Raw genomic sequence first — 15,150 nt, forward strand, 5'->3', positions numbered from 1 at the left:
GCCGCCCCCCCCCTACCCCGCCCCCCCCCCCCCCCCCGCCCCCCCCCCCCCCCCCCCCCCCCCCCCCCCCCCCCCCCCCCCCCCCCCCGCCCCCGGGGGGGGGGGCGGCCCCCCCCCCCCCCCCCCGGGACCGCCGGCGAAAAGGCCGGCACCCGACAATCAAGGCAGGATCGCCATGGCCGAACGCATCATCGAACTGCGCGACATCAGCAAGTCCTATGGCCAGGTCTATGCGCTGGGCGGGGTCAATCTCAGCGTCGATCGCGGCGAGGTGGTCGGCCTGATCGGCGACAATGGCGCCGGCAAGTCGACGCTGATCAAGATCCTGTCCGGCGTGGTCAAACCGACCAGCGGCGAGATTCTCGTCCGCGGCAAGCCGGTGACCGGATGGAGCCCTGCGCGCTCGCGCGAAGCCGGCATCGAAACGGTGTTCCAGGACCGGGCGCTCGCCGTTCAGCAGACGATCGTGCGCAACATCTTCATGGGCCGCGAGCTCACCGGCTGGCTTGGCTGGCTGAAGGTCAACAAGGAGATCGCGGAGGCGAGCCGGCTGATGCGCGAGATCGGCTTCACCTCGAAAGTGTTCACGCCACAGTCGATCGTCGGCCAGCTCTCGGGCGGCGAACGCCAGGGCGTGGCGATCGCGCGGGCCATCTACAAGAAGGCGGAGCTGATAGTCCTCGACGAACCGACGACCGCGCTATCGCTGACCGAGACCGCCAAGGTCTTCCACTTCGTGCGCCAGGTGCGGGCGAGCGGGCGCTCGATCCTGTTCATCGGCCACAACATCCACCACGTCTTCGATATCGCCGATCGCTTCGTGGTGCTGGATCGCGGCAAGGTCGCGCTCACCGCCGACCGCAGCGAGGTCAAATCGGCCGAAGACCTGATCAATTTCATGGAAGACGTCGCCCACCCCAGCGGATTGCCGGGGTTGCACGACGCGGGCGATGCGGGGAGGGCGGCACGATGAGCAAGACCATGGAACCCGATCTGCAGAGCCCCCTCGGCGGCACGCATGGCGAAACCGCCGGGAAAGAGTGGAGACACCCGTCCGACAATTGGCTGCGCGGGTTCATCCTCGACAACCGCGCCGCGCTCGGCACGCTTGCCGTGTTCATCGTCATGATGGCGGTGTTCATGATCGCCAACCCGATCGTGTTCACCACCTGGTATCTCTACAGCTCCGTGCTGACCACGCTGCCGGTGGCGCTGTTCGTGGTGGTGCCGCTGGTCTTCGTCGTCACTTGCGGCGAGATCGACCTGTCGTTTCCGGCGACGATGGGCTTTGCCTCCTGGGTGTTTGCGCTGGTCGTGCAGGCCGGCTACGACCCGTTCCTCGGCATTGCCGCCGCAATGGTCACCGGCATGCTGCTCGGCTTCCTGGTCGGCTCACTGGTCGTCTATGGCGGGCTGTCGTCGCTGATCGCCACGCTCGGCATGAATTTCCTGCTGCGCGGCCTGATCCAGATCATCAACGAGGGCAGGTCGACGGCGCTGACCGGCCTTGCCGACAGCTGGGCCTACAAGATCTTCTCCAGCCAGCTCTACGGCATTCCGGTGCAGATCTTCTGGGCCATCGCCTTCGTCGTACTGTCGGCGCTGCTTTACAACCGCCATCGCTTCGGCGCGCAGGTCAAGGTGGTCGGCGACAATCCCGACAGCGCCCAGCAGATGGGTATCGATGTCAAGCGCGTGCGGGTAAAAGTGTTCGTCTTCGTCGGCATCGGCGCGGCAATCGCCGGCACGTTCTCGGTGATGATCAACTTCACCTGGTGGCCGACGGCGGGCGACGGATACCTGCTGCCGGTGCTGGCATCGGTGTTCGTCGGCGGCACTCCGACCTGGGGCGGCATCGGCACTGTTGTCGGCGGCGCGATCGGCGCGGTCACGGTCTCCTTCATCCAGACCGGCGTCGTCGCGGCGGGCCTGAGCGGCTTCTACGTCCAGTTCTTCAACGGCCTGATCATCATCCTGTCGCTGCTCGGCCACAAGTGGAACCAGGCGCGGTATCGGTAGTTCAGCCGAGCACAAGTATGAGACGAACCGTCTTGAGCATTCTACCGCCAGTCGAGTAGCGGCGTTTCACCCATTGGTTTTTCTTCAACAACCGGGGCTTCAGCCTGCTCCTTACGAAGTGCTTCCTCCAGAATAATTTTCGCGTCTTCTAGCGCCAGCAAAAATTCATCGAGACACTCACGCAATTCATTTCTTGAAAGAAGCTCAAAATCACCGCGCTTCCAAACCAAAGGCTGGCGTTTGGCCGAATCACCTTTTCCTACTTTTGGAAAGCAGAGAAATTCGCCAGGCGATTTTCTAAAATCGGTAAGCGAAAACACGGCATCTTCGAAAATCGTGGCAAGTAGACGCATTTGCCAGTTAGTCAATGGGAAGTTCGCCCAACCCACAGTGAAAATTGGAACCTGAAGCCCATTTTCAACGATTGTAATTAGAGGCTTAACAGGAACAACAAGACCTTTTCCAACTCGAAATGGCTCAACTATTTCGTCAAAACAGGGCTTGCCGAAGTAGCCCCTTTTTTCATCGTAGTCATAAAATGCCTCAACATACTCGGCGACGATGCCACGACTATTTGCTCGTCCCTTCGACATTGCCGCAATTAACGCCGTGCGCCGATCGAGCCCGTAGACAATTCGATCTCGAATAATCGGCGACGCGGCAGAATATGTAGTCGTTGGGAATCCGGTCACGAACCTGACGAGTTCTTTCGTGGTTCGAACGCGATCGGGGAAAACATATCGGACCCAGTTGTGAGCGTAGGGAGGCCTGCTAAGTTTGCTTATCTGCACGAGCGTTCCTCATTAGTGCCGGGTTTGACGTAAGAAATATCGCTGGATGAGATCGTCGGATATCTCCATTCCAGGATTGCTCCTCCCCGAAGCATTATACACTAGGTCCCACGGCCCGCCTTTTTCGTGGGACATGTTCACAAGTTTGGTCGCCCCCAAGCGCATGTATTTGTCAATTATCGGATACAGGAAATTTGCATCAGAACCGCTCATCGTTTCGTATACAGGCACTCTTTTTAACGAATTTAAGTCGAGCCTTGTAGCCCTTGTCCTAATATCTGCAGCCCCAAAGGATTTAAATTCCGAATATATTTCTCTAATTACTGGACCGTAGTCCCAGGCTTCTATCTTTGCCTCAATCAACGGTTCTCCAAAATTGGCTAGATATGTGGAATGCAGAAAATATATTATCTTGTTGATCTCAAGATTTGTAATTCCCAGCCCTTCGCCATCCGCGCGATCGAGCACCAAGTTAGCAATATACCGCGAGTCGTAAGCCATGCAAGCGATTGTACCCTATTTGTTCTGGGGTGCCAGACAATTTTCCATATGCCTCACGCCCCCGTCACAAACCCGTCCAGCACGCGTTTCTGGCCGGCTTTGTCGAAGTCGATGGTCAGCTTGTTGCCTTCGATGGCCGAGATGTTGCCGTTGCCGAATTTCTGGTGGAAGACGCGGTCGCCGACGCTGAAGGGGGACGGCGTGTCGGCGACGGATTTGGCGACCAGTTCGCCGTCGATGGTGCGGCCCTTGACCGAGGTGCGGCCAGCGCCGTAGCCGGAGTCGGTCTCGCCATAGCCGATGCGCTCGACCTGGTGGCCGGAACGCGTGCCCCAATTGCGGTCTGTGGCCTCGGTGCGGTTGGCTTGAGCGCGCTGCCAGCCCGGCGTCGCATAGGTGCTGGAGAAGCTTCCCGCCTTTTCCGCGCCGACATTGTCGAAGCGCGAGGCGCCATAGGGATTCTGCCTTCCTGCTCCTTGGCCGCCACGGCCCGAGGCGAACGAGCCGCCGCCATAAGAATTGCCGTAGCCGCCGTAGCTGTTGCCACTCTCGGCGATATCGACATGAGCTTCCGGCAGTTCTTCGAGAAAGCGTGAGGGAATGGTCGATTGCCACAGACCGTGGATGCGTCGGTTGGAGACGAACCACAGATGCAGGTTCTTCTTGGCGCGGGTCAGCCCGACATAGGCAAGGCGGCGCTCTTCCTCCAGCCCGGAGCGGCCGCCTTCGTCCAGTGACCGTTGGTGCGGGAACAGGCCTTCCTCCCAACCGGGCAGGAATACGGTCTCGAATTCGAGGCCCTTGGCCGAATGCAGCGTCATGATGTTGACCGCGTCGAGCTCGGCATTCTGCTCGGCGTCCATGACGAGTGCGACGTGTTCGAGGAAGGAGCGCAGCGATTCGTACTCCTCCATGGAGCGGATCAACTCCTTGAGGTTCTCCAGCCGGCCGGGTGCTTCGACCGAGCGGTCGTTCTTCCACATGTCGGTGTAGCCGCTCTCCTCCAGAATGGTCTCGGCGAGCTCGGTGTGCGGCGTGGTTTCGAGAGCCTTTTGCCAGCGTTCGAAATTGGCCGATACCTCGCGCAGCGCGGCGCGCGGCTTCGGCTTCAGCTCGTCGCTCTCGGCGAGTTTTGCCGCCGCCTCCAGCATCGGGATGCGCAGCGCCCGTGCGGTGTCGTGGATCTGGCGGATGGTGGCCTCGCCCAAGCCGCGCTTCGGCACGTTGGCGATGCGCTCGAAGGCGAGGTCGTCGGCGCCTTGCGCAACGACGCGGAAGAAGGCCAGCGCATCGCGGATTTCGAGCCGCTCATAGAAGCGCGGGCCGCCGATGACGCGGTAGTTGAGGCCGAGCGTGACGAAGCGGTCCTCGAACTCGCGCATCTGGAAGGAGGCGCGGACGAGAATCGCCATATCGTTCAAATTGTGCTTCTGGCGCTGGTAGGCCTCGATCGTCTCGCCGACGGCGCGGGCCTCCTCTTCGGAATCCCAGGCGGCATGGACATGCACCTTCTCGTCGTCCTCGGCGATCTTTTCGGTGAACAGCGTCTTGCCGAAGCGGCCCTCATTGTGGGCGATCAGGTGGGACGCCGTGCCGAGGATGTGCGCAGTGGAGCGATAATTGCGCTCCAGCCTGATGATGGTGGCGCCGGGGAAATCCTTATCGAAGCGCAGGATGTTGTCGACCTCGGCGCCGCGCCAGCCATAGATCGACTGGTCGTCGTCGCCGACGCAGCAGATGTTGACGGTGGATAGGCGCGGGCTTCCCTCCCCCTTGAGGGGAGGGTGGCCGGGCGAAGCCCGGTCGGGTGGGGTCCGTGCGGCAGTGCTCGACCTACCGGCGGCAGTGCTCGACGCTCTAGCGGTGCCTTCTGCGGCAACCCCCTCCGCCCGCTTCGCGGGCACCTCCCCCTCAAGGGGGGAGGATTGCGGCCGCTGCGCCAAGAGCCGCAGCCACATGTACTGGGCGGTGTTGGTGTCCTGATACTCGTCAACGAGGATGTAGCGGAAGCGCTTGTGGTATTCCTTCAGCACGTCCGGATTGGCGCGGAAGATGCGGATCGGGTGGCACAGGAGATCGCCGAAGTCGCAAGCGTTCAGCGTTTTCAGCCGCTCCTGGTAGGCCTTGTAGAGCTCGCGGCCCTTGCCGTTGGCGAAGGCACGGGCATCGCCCTCGGGGATGTCGGCGGGGCCAAGGCCCTTGTTCTTCCAGCCGTCGATCATCTGGGCGAACTGCTTGGCCGGCCAGCGCTTGTCGTCCAGCCCTTCGGCCTGGATAAGCTGCTTGATCAGGCGCACGACATCATCGGTGTCGAGAATGGTGAAGTCGGATTTGAGCCCGGCCAGCTCGGCATGTCTGCGCAGCAGCTTCACTCCAATCGAGTGGAAGGTGCCGAGCCACGGCATGCCCTCGACATTGCCTTCGCCGATCAACAGGCCGATGCGCTGCTTCATCTCGCGCGCCGCCTTGTTGGTGAAGGTGACGGCGAGGATCTGCGAGGGGAAAGCCTTGCCGGTGGCAAGGATGTGGGCGATGCGGGTGGTCAGGACGCGCGTTTTGCCGGTGCCGGCGCCGGCCAGCACCAGCACCGGGCCTTCGGTGGTTTCCACCGCCAGCCTCTGCTCGGGGTTGAGGCCGTTGAGATAATCGGGCGCGTTGTTCTGGTTGCTGCGGGCAGCCATGGCGCGCGCGGCAATGCCCGACGGGGCCACGGGCCGCGCGTTCGGTTCGTCAAAAAAGGGCATGTCTTCCGAAAAGCCGGACATCTCCCCCCGAATGTAGTGATTCGGCAGCGAAAGGCCAGAAGTGTCTCCGTTTTGTTCTCTGTCCAGTCGGTAGACTCACAATCTGAATGGGTCCGCTAACCAAAACGCCGGGCTTGCGATGGGCCGGCGCCGTAAAACGCCGAGCTTGCTTGACAGGGGAGGCGGGCCGGAGAAAGTTGCGTGGGGGCAGGAACGCAATGCGGGGTTGCCCATGGACGCGTCGCGGAGCGCACCAGTCGAAGGAGCACCGTCTTGGCTGTGGTCATCACCTCCCTGATCCTTTTCCTCATCGGCCTGGCGGTTGGCGGCGGCGGCATCTGGCTCGTGACGCTGGGGGGCAGCTGGTATTACGTCATCGTCGGTCTAGCTTTCCTTGTCGCGGCCTGGCTGCTCTACAGGCGCAGATCCACGGCGCTGTGGCTCTACGCGGCGATCGTGCTCGGCACGCTCGCCTGGGCGGTCTGGGAGATCGGCTTCGACTGGTGGGAGCTCGGCCCGCGCGGCGGCATCATCGTGCTTGTCGCGCTATGGCTGTTGACGCCATGGGCGCGGCGCGGGCTTACCGGTCCCGACGGACGCGCGCCGCTGATCCTCGCCGTGCTGGCCTCGCTTGCGGTCGCCGGCTATTCGATGACGACCGATCCAAAGGATATTGCGGGTGAACTCAACACCGACAAGGTGACGCCGACGGCCGATCTCGGCGGCAACGTGCCGGCTGGCGAATGGCACTATTACGGTCGCACGCAATATGGCCAGCGCTATTCGCCGCTCGACCAGATCACCGCCGAAAACGTTGCCAATCTGCAGCCGGCCTGGACCTATCGCACCGGCGACGTGAAAGGGCCCGACGACATTGGCGAGACGACCTATCAGGTGACGCCGCTAAAAATCGCCGACACGCTCTACATCTGCACGCCGCATAATTTCGCCATCGCCATCGATGCCGCGAGCGGTAAGGAGAAATGGCGCTTCGATCCGCAGGTCAAGCTCAACAAGGACCGCCAGCACCAGACCTGCCGCGGCGTGTCCTATTATGCCGATGCCAAGGTCGCCGCCGGCCAGCCCTGCGCCACACGCATCTACCTGCCGACATCCGACGCCCGGCTGATCGCGCTCGATGCGGCGAATGGCCAGGTCTGCCCGACTTTCGCCGAAGGCGGCACGCTGAACCTGCTCGCCAACATGCCATATCCGAAGCCGGGCTATTATTATTCGACCTCGGCGCCGCTGATCGTCGCCAACAAGATCATCGTCGGCGGCGCGGTCAACGACAATTATTCGACGCAGGAGCCGTCCGGGGTCATCCGTGCCTACGATGCCGACACCGGCGCGCTGTTGTGGAATTGGGATTCCGGCAATCCGGATCAGACGACGCCGCTGCCGCCGGACCAGACCTACACCAACAACTCACCCAACATGTGGTCGACGGCGAGCGTCGACGAGAAGCTCGGGCTGCTTTATGTGCCGCTCGGCAACAAGACGCCGGACCAACTCGGTGCCGGACGCAGTGCCAATGACGAGAAATTCTCCTCTTCGATCACCGCGCTCGATCTCAACAGCGGACAATTGCGCTGGGTGCGGCAGACCGTGCACCACGATCTCTGGGACATGGACGTGCCGGCGCAGCCGACGCTGGTCGACATCACCACGGAAAGTGGCGTGGTGCCGGCGCTGGTCGGGCCGACCAAGCAGGGCGACCTCTATGTGCTCGACCGGCGCAGCGGCGAGCCGATCGTTCCGGTCAAGGAAGTGCCGGCGCCGGGCGGCGCGATCGAAGGCGACCATACCTCGCCGACGCAGCCGGTCTCGGACCTGAGCTTCAGTCCGAAACCGCTGACCGGCGCGGACATGTGGGGCATTACCATGTTCGACCAGTTGGCCTGCCGGATCGAGCTTCGGAAGTTGCGCTATGAGGGCCGCTATACGCCGCCGTCGCTGCAGGGCTCGCTGATCTACCCCGGCAATTTCGGCACCTTCAACTGGGGCGGCGTGGCAGTCGATCCGGTCCGGCAGGTGATGTTCGGCATGCCGACATACCTGGCGTTCATCTCCAAGCTGGTGCCGCGCGCCGACGTGCCGCCGCCCGGCGACACCAAGGGCAGCGAACAGGGCCTGAACCGCAATGACGGTGCGCCTTACGCAGTCATATTGAAGCCGTTCCTGTCGCCGCTCGGCATTCCCTGCCAGGCGCCGCCCTGGGGCTATGTGGCGGGTGCCGACCTTCGGACCGGAAAGATCGTCTACAAGCATCGCAACGGCACCGTCTACGACATGACGCCATTGCCGCTGCCATTCAAGGTCGGCGTGCCCGGCATTGGCGGGCCGATGATCACTGCCGGCGGCGTCGCCTTCCTCGGTGCGGCGGTCGATGACTATGTGCGCGCTTATGACCTGACAACCGGCAAACAGCTCTGGCAGGCGCGGCTGCCGGCGGGCGGGCAGTCGACACCGATGACCTACACGGTAGCCGACGGGCGCCAGTTGGTCGTCATCGTTGCCGGCGGCCACGGCTCGGTCGGTACCAAGCCGGGCGACTATGTGATGGCCTATACGCTGCCGAAATAGAGAAGTTCCTTCAGAGCCCGAGATGCCCTTTCAGGTCGGGTACCGATGCAAGTACCTCACTGGTCAGCTGCGGGCCGGCGGCTGTCTCGGCCTGCTGGACCAGCATCGTGCCGGCCTGGCTGATCTGTGCGAGCGTGAGGCCTGATGCCTTGAGTATGGCGACGCCGTTGATCAGCGCGCCGGTCTTTTCGCCGAGAGCGCCACCGAGCGCGCCCTCCAGCGAGGACAGCAGGCCACCACCGGAAGCTGCGCCGGGAGCCATGACATCATATTGCTTGGCCAGGGCGTCGGCTCCCGGGATCTTGCCGAAGAAGCTGGACAGAGTCGTGCCTTCCGCTTCGTGTTCGAGCACCGAGAAAATCGTGCCGGCGATCTTTTCCGTCAAAGCCTGGTTGAGACCGGATTTCTGGGAGACGGTGTTGATGATGTCCTGAACGTCCATGACCTTTCCTCAGGCTTTGGTGTTTGCGGCCGGGTGCCGGTTGGCGCGGATCTTGATCAACGATCGTTTGAATGCGGTGAAGGCAGTGAACCGCAGCGCCAGCAAAGCCATAGCGGCGAGGGCGAACCCACTTGCCAGAAGCGGGGAGGGAAAGGTCATGGGCGTAATTCCTTCGTCGTCAATCAGGCATTCTTTTCCCGCCAAATGGCCATTCTCGTTCGCCAAATGGCCCGAGTAAGGCATAGCCCTTCTTTTTACATCGTGGTGCGTGCATTTAGCATTGCCACAAAGGACCAAAATTTAACGACAGTGCGGCGCGCGGCATCACGGCCTCGTGCAGGGACTTATGGCAGCCTCACTCAGCCGTGACTGGACCAGGCAAGCTTCGGCTCTATGTTGCCGCAGGGGGCGCCGACGAGGAGCGCGCCATGACAACACCTGCCGGACCCACTGCCGCCGAGCCTGTCATTACCCAGGCGATGATCGATGCCTATGACGAATACACGCACCTGACGCTCGACCGGCGGCGCTTCATGGAGCAGTTGACCAGGCTTGCCGGATCGGGTGCGGCAGCTGCCGCGATCGCGCCGCTGCTGGCGGCGAACTCGGCCCAGGCGGCAATCGTGGCGGAAGACGATCCGCGTGTGAAAGGCGAGGACATCAGCTATCCCGGCAGCGCCGGCGAGATGAAGGGCTATCTGGTCAAGCCGGCGGACCAGACCGGCAAGCTTGGCACCGTCATCGTGGTGCACGAGAACAGGGGTCTCAACCCGCATATTCGCGATGTGGCGCGGCGCGTTGCGCTGGAAGGGTTCGTGGCGCTTGCGCCGGACTTCATGACACCGCTCGGCGGCACGCCGGACGATGAAAACAGGGCACGTGACCTGTTTTCCCAGCTCGATCCAGCACAGGTCGCCGCCAATGCCGTGGCAACGGTCGCCTACCTCAAAGGCTACAAGGACGGCAACGGCAAAGTCGGCGCCGTCGGCTTCTGCTGGGGCGGCGGCACGGTGAACATGCTGGCCGTCAACGCGCCGGACCTCGCCGCCGCCGTCGCCTATTACGGCATGCAGCCAAAGGCCGAGGACGTGCCGAAGATCAAGGCCGCGCTCATGCTGCATTATGCCGGGCTCGACACCCGCACCAATGCCGGCATCAATGCCTTCAAGAAGGCACTCGACGCGGCTCATGTCGAATACTCGGTCTATGTCTATGAAGGCGCCAACCATGCCTTCAACAACGACACGTCGGCGGCCCGCTACGACAAGAAGGCGGCTGACCTCGCCTGGGGCCGGACGATCGCTTTCCTCAAGGAGAAGCTGGCCTGATCAGGTGGGCGCCGGCGCCGGTTTGTGAAGGGCGACGCCGGCCACCACCAGCGCGATGCCGATGCAGTCGGTGAGGCTCGGCACCTGCCGCAGCACAATGACGCCGATCAACGTCGCGGTGACCGGCAGCAAAGACAGCATCAGCGCGAAGCTGGAGCGCGGCAGCCGCGACATGGCAAGCTGGTCGCAAATATAGGGAATGACCGACGAGCAGATGCCGACGCCGACCCCCGCAAGCAGCAGCGGCGGCGCCGAGAAAGCCGGCAGAGCATCGGCGAAACCGATCGGCAGAACGACGAGAAGCGCGACCGCCATGGCGGCACCCAGCCCGGCGATGCCATCGCCGGCGCCGCCGCGCGCAACGCGGTGGCCGAGCACGATGTAGCCAACGAACAGCGTGCCGTTGAGGAAGGCCCAGAACAGGCCGACGGGATCGCTCGACCATCTGACGTCGATCAGCAACAGGGTGCCGGCGACAGCGATTGCGAGGGCGGCGAGATTGCGCGGGCTTCTGAGGCCAACAAGCGCAACGCCGATGGTGCCGACGAATTCGATCGCCGCCACCAGCGAGATCGGCAGCCGGTCGAGCGCCAGGTAAAACGAGCAATTCATCACCCCAAGGCAGACGCCGAAAGCCACAAGCAACAACCGCGTCGAGCGATCGGCGCGGGCGAAGACCGCCCATGGCCGGGTCAATGGGGCAAAGACGAGTGCCGCGGTGGCGATGCGCAGCCAAGCCATGCCCAGCACGCCGACATGCGGGAACAGCAGCACCGCCAAGGCCGGTCCGAGATAGTGGAACACGGCGCTGACGCCGAACCAGAGGTGCGGCGGGACCGCGTTTGCCAAGGTAAAGGCGGGGCCGGCGAGTGCCCGACTTGCTGCTGGGGCTTGCGTCCGATCTTGCATGGGATCAGTATCGCAGGCGATTTTTGCCATTGATATGGATGATGGCCGGGCATTGCGGCCATTTCCTTTCTGAAAGCAAGGAGCATTGCGCTGAAACGCCTTCGAAACGAAAATCCGGATCTGGATGCGGCGGACCTGAAGATCCTGCGCCTGCTGGAAGAGGATGCGCGCACCAGCACCGCCGAACTGGCGCGGTCGGTCGGCCTGTCGGCGCCGAGCGTTGCCGAGCGCATCAAGCGGCTGCAGGAGAGCGGCGTGATCGAGGCCTATACGGTGCGTATCAATCCGGCCGCGCTCGGCATGAAGCTGTCGGCATGGCTGCGCATCAGGCCGGTGCCGGGGCAACTGGCTGTCGTGGCCGAAATCATCCGCGACCTACCGGAAATCGCCCAATGCGACCGGGTCACCGGTGAAGACTGTTTCATCGCGCTGGCGCATGTCGCCTCGGTGGCCGAGCTCGAGCGGGTGATCGACCGGATCATTCCGTTCGCGATGACCAATACGGCGATCATCCAGTCGTCGCCGGTCACAGCGCGCTCGCCGCTGGGGGCGGTGAAGCGGCTGCCTTGATGTTCAAGCACGGGGCGACCATTCGTGGGCGGGTCGGCAACAGCCACGTAGCCCTATCGCGCGGCGGCAGCGGTCGCAAGGAGCAGAGCCACGAGCCGCAAGATAACGCTTAAGCTCGGGACGCCACACGAAGGGCGCGCAGAGGAAAGTCCGCGTCTACGGCAGCTAGATCATTCACCAGCATAACGGCGGCTTCGCCTTCCGCATCAGGCACTTCGGCAACCATTGCAGCCAACCAAACCACGCGGCCTGGGACTCGGGCGGCCCAGCGCGATGCACCAGACAAATCTTTCATATTGTCCTCGTGGGCCATCAACGGCCGATCGTCGCAATCGCCGTGAAGGGATGTTCGCGCCATGTCACACAGTGTTAACAAGTCACGGGAGATACTGGCCAGGTCCGTTCGCGAGGCCGCTGCCTCTTCGAGCAGCGCCAGGCAGGCGTGCAGAAAAGCAAGGAGAGCCTGATCCCCGCCACCGGGTGCCGCCACGCGGCGGCGAAGCGCAGCCAGAACGGCCGTCAACTCACTGATGCTGTGTTTGCTGAAATGCCGGCTCCGGAAGAAGTCAAGTCGATCTGCGATCGCCACCGCCCATGTCGGCAACCCTGCTTCGATCTCAGACAGCGAGCCATTCGCCATCCCGCATCCCATTACGATCCGCCAGCAATCCATATCGGCAGGGAGTAGGCAATGCAATTCACCGACGCTGTACCGTCGCGGAACGCGTTGGCGCGATGGGGAGAAGTGCACGGCGTGGCAAGGGCGGCGCAAAATACAAATGCAAACCGGACGGCCGGTCTGTTTCTTCCTCCACCGCTCAAGCGTGGCCGCGTTTCATCCGCGCCTGCTTCAGGATGGCGCGCCAGCGGATCATGGCGAAGGGGATCGGCTCGTTGTTGTTGGCGATGTGGAAGATCTCGTTATTGAGGTTCTTCAGCGAGCGCCAGAAATCATAGTCGGTGATGCGTGGATCAGCCGCCAGCCTGTCCGCCTCGACCTTGATATCGGTTTTCATGCACGTTCCCCGAACCGCTGCTGCTCCGCCGCCCGTATCGCAATTCGATGCGGACGGTTTTCCAACGCCGCGCTGAGTCGTTCAACGTCTCAATTCGGCTTGTTCACGTTAAAACCTCGGTAAGGTTAACGGCGGTTGGACCGTGGTTCAAGCCGGCTTACGACGAATACCGATCGAGCGGCCGGCGCGCTCCGGCATCGGCAGCGCGGCATGGGCGGCGCGCATCGCTTCCACCCTGGCCAGAACGTCGGCGGGGAAGGGCGCGACCTTCGGGCCAGCCATGTCGACATGCAGCGACAGCGTTTCGGATGTGGCGGCAAGCCAGCCGTCGAGATGGCGGATTTCCTGATAGGCCCTCAGCCGCTTCTCGTCATGGTCGAGGAGTTGGAACGAGACGGTGACCTTGTGGTCGAGATGCAACTCCTGGACATAGCAGACATGGACTTCCGCGGTGTAGATGGTCAGCCGTCGTTCTTTCACATAATCCGGCCCCATCCCCATCATCTCGAATGCTTCGTCGGAGCAACGATCGAAAAGCACGTTGTAATAGGCCATGTTGAGATGGCCGTTGTAGTCGATCCAGGCCTCCTCGATATCCATGGCACGAGAGACGAAAGGGGCGGAGATGGGCATCGGAAACTTCCTTCTCGTCATGCCGGGATGAGCGTGGACTGGACAGAGCGTGGTTGGTGAGACTACGCATCCCTAGATACAGAACAAGGGTGGACGCTGGTCCATTCGCGGAGGAATCGATGGCCCTAAGCGACCTCAACCCGGTCGAGCGCAACGAAGAAGGCATCGCCGCCGTGCTCGGCATCCTCAAGCAGCGGCTCGGCGAGCGATTCCAGACCGGCCAGGCGATCCGCGCCCAGCACGCGCACACCACGACCTATATCCCGACGCAGGCGCCGGACGGTGTCGCCTTTGCCGAGACGACGGAGGAAGTGCAGGAGATCGTGCGCGCATGCGCGGCGCATCGCGTGCCGGTGATTGCCTTCGGCGTTGGCTCGTCGCTGGAAGGCCACACCAATGCGCCGGGCGGCGGCATCTCACTCGATACGTCACGCATGAACCGCATCATTGCGGTCAATCCGCAGGACCTCGACTGCACCGTCGAGCCCGGCGTGACGCGCGAGGATCTGAACCGGCACCTGCGCGACACCGGCCTGTTCTTTCCGATCGACCCGGGCGCCAACGCCTCGCTCGGCGGCATGGCTGCGACGCGTGCGTCGGGCACCAACGCGGTGCGCTACGGCACGATGCGCGAGAACGTCCTGTCGTTGACGGCAGTGATGGCCGACGGGGAAGCAGTGACGACCGGCAAGCGCGCCAAGAAAAGCTCGGCCGGCTATGATCTGACGCGGCTGCTGATCGGTTCGGAAGGCACGCTTGGCATCATCACCCAGCTGACCTTGAAGCTGCAGGGCATTCCACAGGCGATTTCAGGCGGCGTTTGTCCGTTCCCCAGCCTCGAGGCGGCGTGCAACGCGGTGATCGCGACCATCCAGATGGGCATTCCGGTGGCGCGCATAGAATTGGTCAACGCACTGCAGATGCGGGCGATGAAGACCTATTCGAAGCTCGACTATCCGGAGAGTCCCTGCCTGTTCGTCGAATTCCACGGCAGCGATGCCAGCGTCGCCGAGCAGGCCGAGACCTTCGGCATGATCGCCGAGGAAAATGGCGGCGGTCCGTTCCTGTGGACCAGCGTCGCCGAAGAGCGAACGAAATTGTGGAAGGCCAGGCACGATGCCTACTGGTCGTCGCTGACGCTGCGGCCGGGCGCCAAGGGCCTCTCGACCGATGTCTGCGTGCCGATCTCGCGCTTTGCCGAATGTGTCACGGAGACCGAGGCGGATATCGCCGAGATGGGGCTGATCGCGCCGATCGTCGGCCATGCCGGCGACGGCAATTTCCATGTGCTGGTGCTGATGGACGTGGACGACCCGAAGGAGATCGCACTGGCGGAAAAATTCGTGGCGCGGCTCAATATGCGCGCCATCGCCATGGACGGCACCTGCACCGGCGAGCATGGCATAGGGCAGGGCAAGATCGGCTTCCTGCGGCATGAGCTCGGCCATGGCGTCGACATCATGCGCACGATCAAGCAGGCGCTCGATCCGCTGAACATCATGAACCCGGGCAAGATATTGCCGGGAAAGGACTGACATCAGGCCGCTGCCGCGCCCCGATTTGCCTCTTTATCGACACGCTGATGCGGGTAGAGTGCCACTGACTTTACTA

Annotated in this window: 15 protein-coding genes; 6 read left to right on the forward strand and 9 right to left on the reverse strand. The window is 62.8% G+C overall.

Annotated features, from left to right (window positions below):
- Positions 1 to 175: 175 nt before the first annotated feature.
- A complete protein-coding gene (locus NKI18_RS24665) occupies positions 176 to 973 on the forward strand; it encodes an ATP-binding cassette domain-containing protein (protein WP_352619529.1) in 798 nt (265 codons plus the stop codon).
- Positions 970 to 2,019 carry an ABC transporter permease gene (locus NKI18_RS24670; protein WP_352589528.1) on the forward strand — a complete coding sequence of 350 codons (1,050 nt, stop codon included), beginning with the start codon at positions 970 to 972 and terminating at the stop codon, positions 2,017 to 2,019. The genes NKI18_RS24665 and NKI18_RS24670 overlap by 4 nt, the downstream gene beginning before the upstream one ends.
- A gap of 41 nt (positions 2,020 to 2,060) precedes the next feature.
- Here NKI18_RS24670 and NKI18_RS24675 read toward each other — a convergent pair whose 3' ends face one another.
- The 3 genes from NKI18_RS24675 to NKI18_RS24685 form a co-directional block, all read right to left on the reverse strand.
- Positions 2,061 to 2,711 (reverse strand): hypothetical protein, encoded by a 651-nt coding sequence (locus NKI18_RS24675; RefSeq protein WP_352619530.1) that lies wholly within the window; start codon positions 2,709 to 2,711, stop codon positions 2,061 to 2,063.
- Between the two features lie 111 nt (positions 2,712 to 2,822).
- On the reverse strand, positions 2,823 to 3,311 hold the full coding sequence (locus tag NKI18_RS24680) for a Panacea domain-containing protein (RefSeq protein WP_352619531.1): 489 nt from the start codon (positions 3,309 to 3,311) through the stop codon (positions 2,823 to 2,825).
- A gap of 53 nt (positions 3,312 to 3,364) precedes the next feature.
- Positions 3,365 to 6,076 carry an ATP-dependent helicase gene (locus NKI18_RS24685; protein WP_352724772.1) on the reverse strand — a complete coding sequence of 904 codons (2,712 nt, stop codon included), beginning with the start codon at positions 6,074 to 6,076 and terminating at the stop codon, positions 3,365 to 3,367.
- Positions 6,077 to 6,328: 252 nt separating this feature from the next.
- Here NKI18_RS24685 and NKI18_RS24690 point away from each other — a divergent pair, with 252 nt between their 5' ends.
- On the forward strand, positions 6,329 to 8,641 hold the full coding sequence (locus NKI18_RS24690; RefSeq protein WP_352619533.1) for a glucose/quinate/shikimate family membrane-bound PQQ-dependent dehydrogenase: 2,313 nt from the start codon (positions 6,329 to 6,331) through the stop codon (positions 8,639 to 8,641).
- A gap of 10 nt (positions 8,642 to 8,651) precedes the next feature.
- Here the strand turns inward: NKI18_RS24690 and NKI18_RS24695 are convergent, their stop codons facing one another.
- The gene (locus NKI18_RS24695; protein ID WP_352575128.1) at positions 8,652 to 9,083 is read right to left on the reverse strand and encodes a hypothetical protein; all 432 of its coding nucleotides are present in this window, start codon (positions 9,081 to 9,083) and stop codon (positions 8,652 to 8,654) included.
- 9 nt (positions 9,084 to 9,092) lie between these two features.
- Positions 9,093 to 9,326 carry a hypothetical protein gene (locus tag NKI18_RS24700; RefSeq protein WP_353020800.1) on the reverse strand — a complete coding sequence of 78 codons (234 nt, stop codon included), beginning with the start codon at positions 9,324 to 9,326 and terminating at the stop codon, positions 9,093 to 9,095.
- A gap of 185 nt (positions 9,327 to 9,511) precedes the next feature.
- On the opposite strand from NKI18_RS24700, the gene NKI18_RS24705 reads away from it, so the two are divergent.
- The gene (locus NKI18_RS24705; RefSeq protein WP_352456530.1) at positions 9,512 to 10,411 is read left to right on the forward strand and encodes a dienelactone hydrolase family protein; all 900 of its coding nucleotides are present in this window, start codon (positions 9,512 to 9,514) and stop codon (positions 10,409 to 10,411) included.
- Here the strand turns inward: NKI18_RS24705 and NKI18_RS24710 are convergent, their stop codons facing one another.
- Positions 10,412 to 11,320, reverse strand: a complete 909-nt coding sequence (locus NKI18_RS24710; RefSeq protein ID WP_352619534.1) for an EamA family transporter — start codon at positions 11,318 to 11,320, stop codon at positions 10,412 to 10,414.
- Positions 11,321 to 11,410: 90 nt separating this feature from the next.
- On the opposite strand from NKI18_RS24710, the gene NKI18_RS24715 reads away from it, so the two are divergent.
- Positions 11,411 to 11,890: an Lrp/AsnC family transcriptional regulator gene (locus NKI18_RS24715; RefSeq protein WP_352619543.1), complete on the forward strand. Its 480-nt coding sequence runs from the start codon at positions 11,411 to 11,413 to the stop codon at positions 11,888 to 11,890.
- A gap of 109 nt (positions 11,891 to 11,999) precedes the next feature.
- Here the strand turns inward: NKI18_RS24715 and NKI18_RS24720 are convergent, their stop codons facing one another.
- The 3 genes from NKI18_RS24720 to NKI18_RS24730 form a co-directional block, all read right to left on the reverse strand.
- Positions 12,000 to 12,530 (reverse strand): hypothetical protein, encoded by a 531-nt coding sequence (locus NKI18_RS24720; protein ID WP_352619535.1) that lies wholly within the window; start codon positions 12,528 to 12,530, stop codon positions 12,000 to 12,002.
- A 178-nt stretch (positions 12,531 to 12,708) separates the two neighbouring features.
- Entirely contained in the window at positions 12,709 to 12,906 is a 198-nt protein-coding gene (locus NKI18_RS24725) for a hypothetical protein (RefSeq protein ID WP_023676715.1), read from the reverse strand.
- 147 nt (positions 12,907 to 13,053) lie between these two features.
- The gene (locus tag NKI18_RS24730; RefSeq protein ID WP_352619536.1) at positions 13,054 to 13,539 is read right to left on the reverse strand and encodes a thioesterase family protein; all 486 of its coding nucleotides are present in this window, start codon (positions 13,537 to 13,539) and stop codon (positions 13,054 to 13,056) included.
- 119 nt (positions 13,540 to 13,658) lie between these two features.
- On the opposite strand from NKI18_RS24730, the gene NKI18_RS24735 reads away from it, so the two are divergent.
- Positions 13,659 to 15,074, forward strand: a complete 1,416-nt coding sequence (locus NKI18_RS24735; protein WP_352619537.1) for an FAD-binding oxidoreductase — start codon at positions 13,659 to 13,661, stop codon at positions 15,072 to 15,074.
- Positions 15,075 to 15,150: the final 76 nt, after the last annotated feature.

The organism is Mesorhizobium sp. M0800 (assembly GCF_040320095.1).
Lineage (GTDB): Bacteria > Pseudomonadota > Alphaproteobacteria > Rhizobiales > Rhizobiaceae > Mesorhizobium.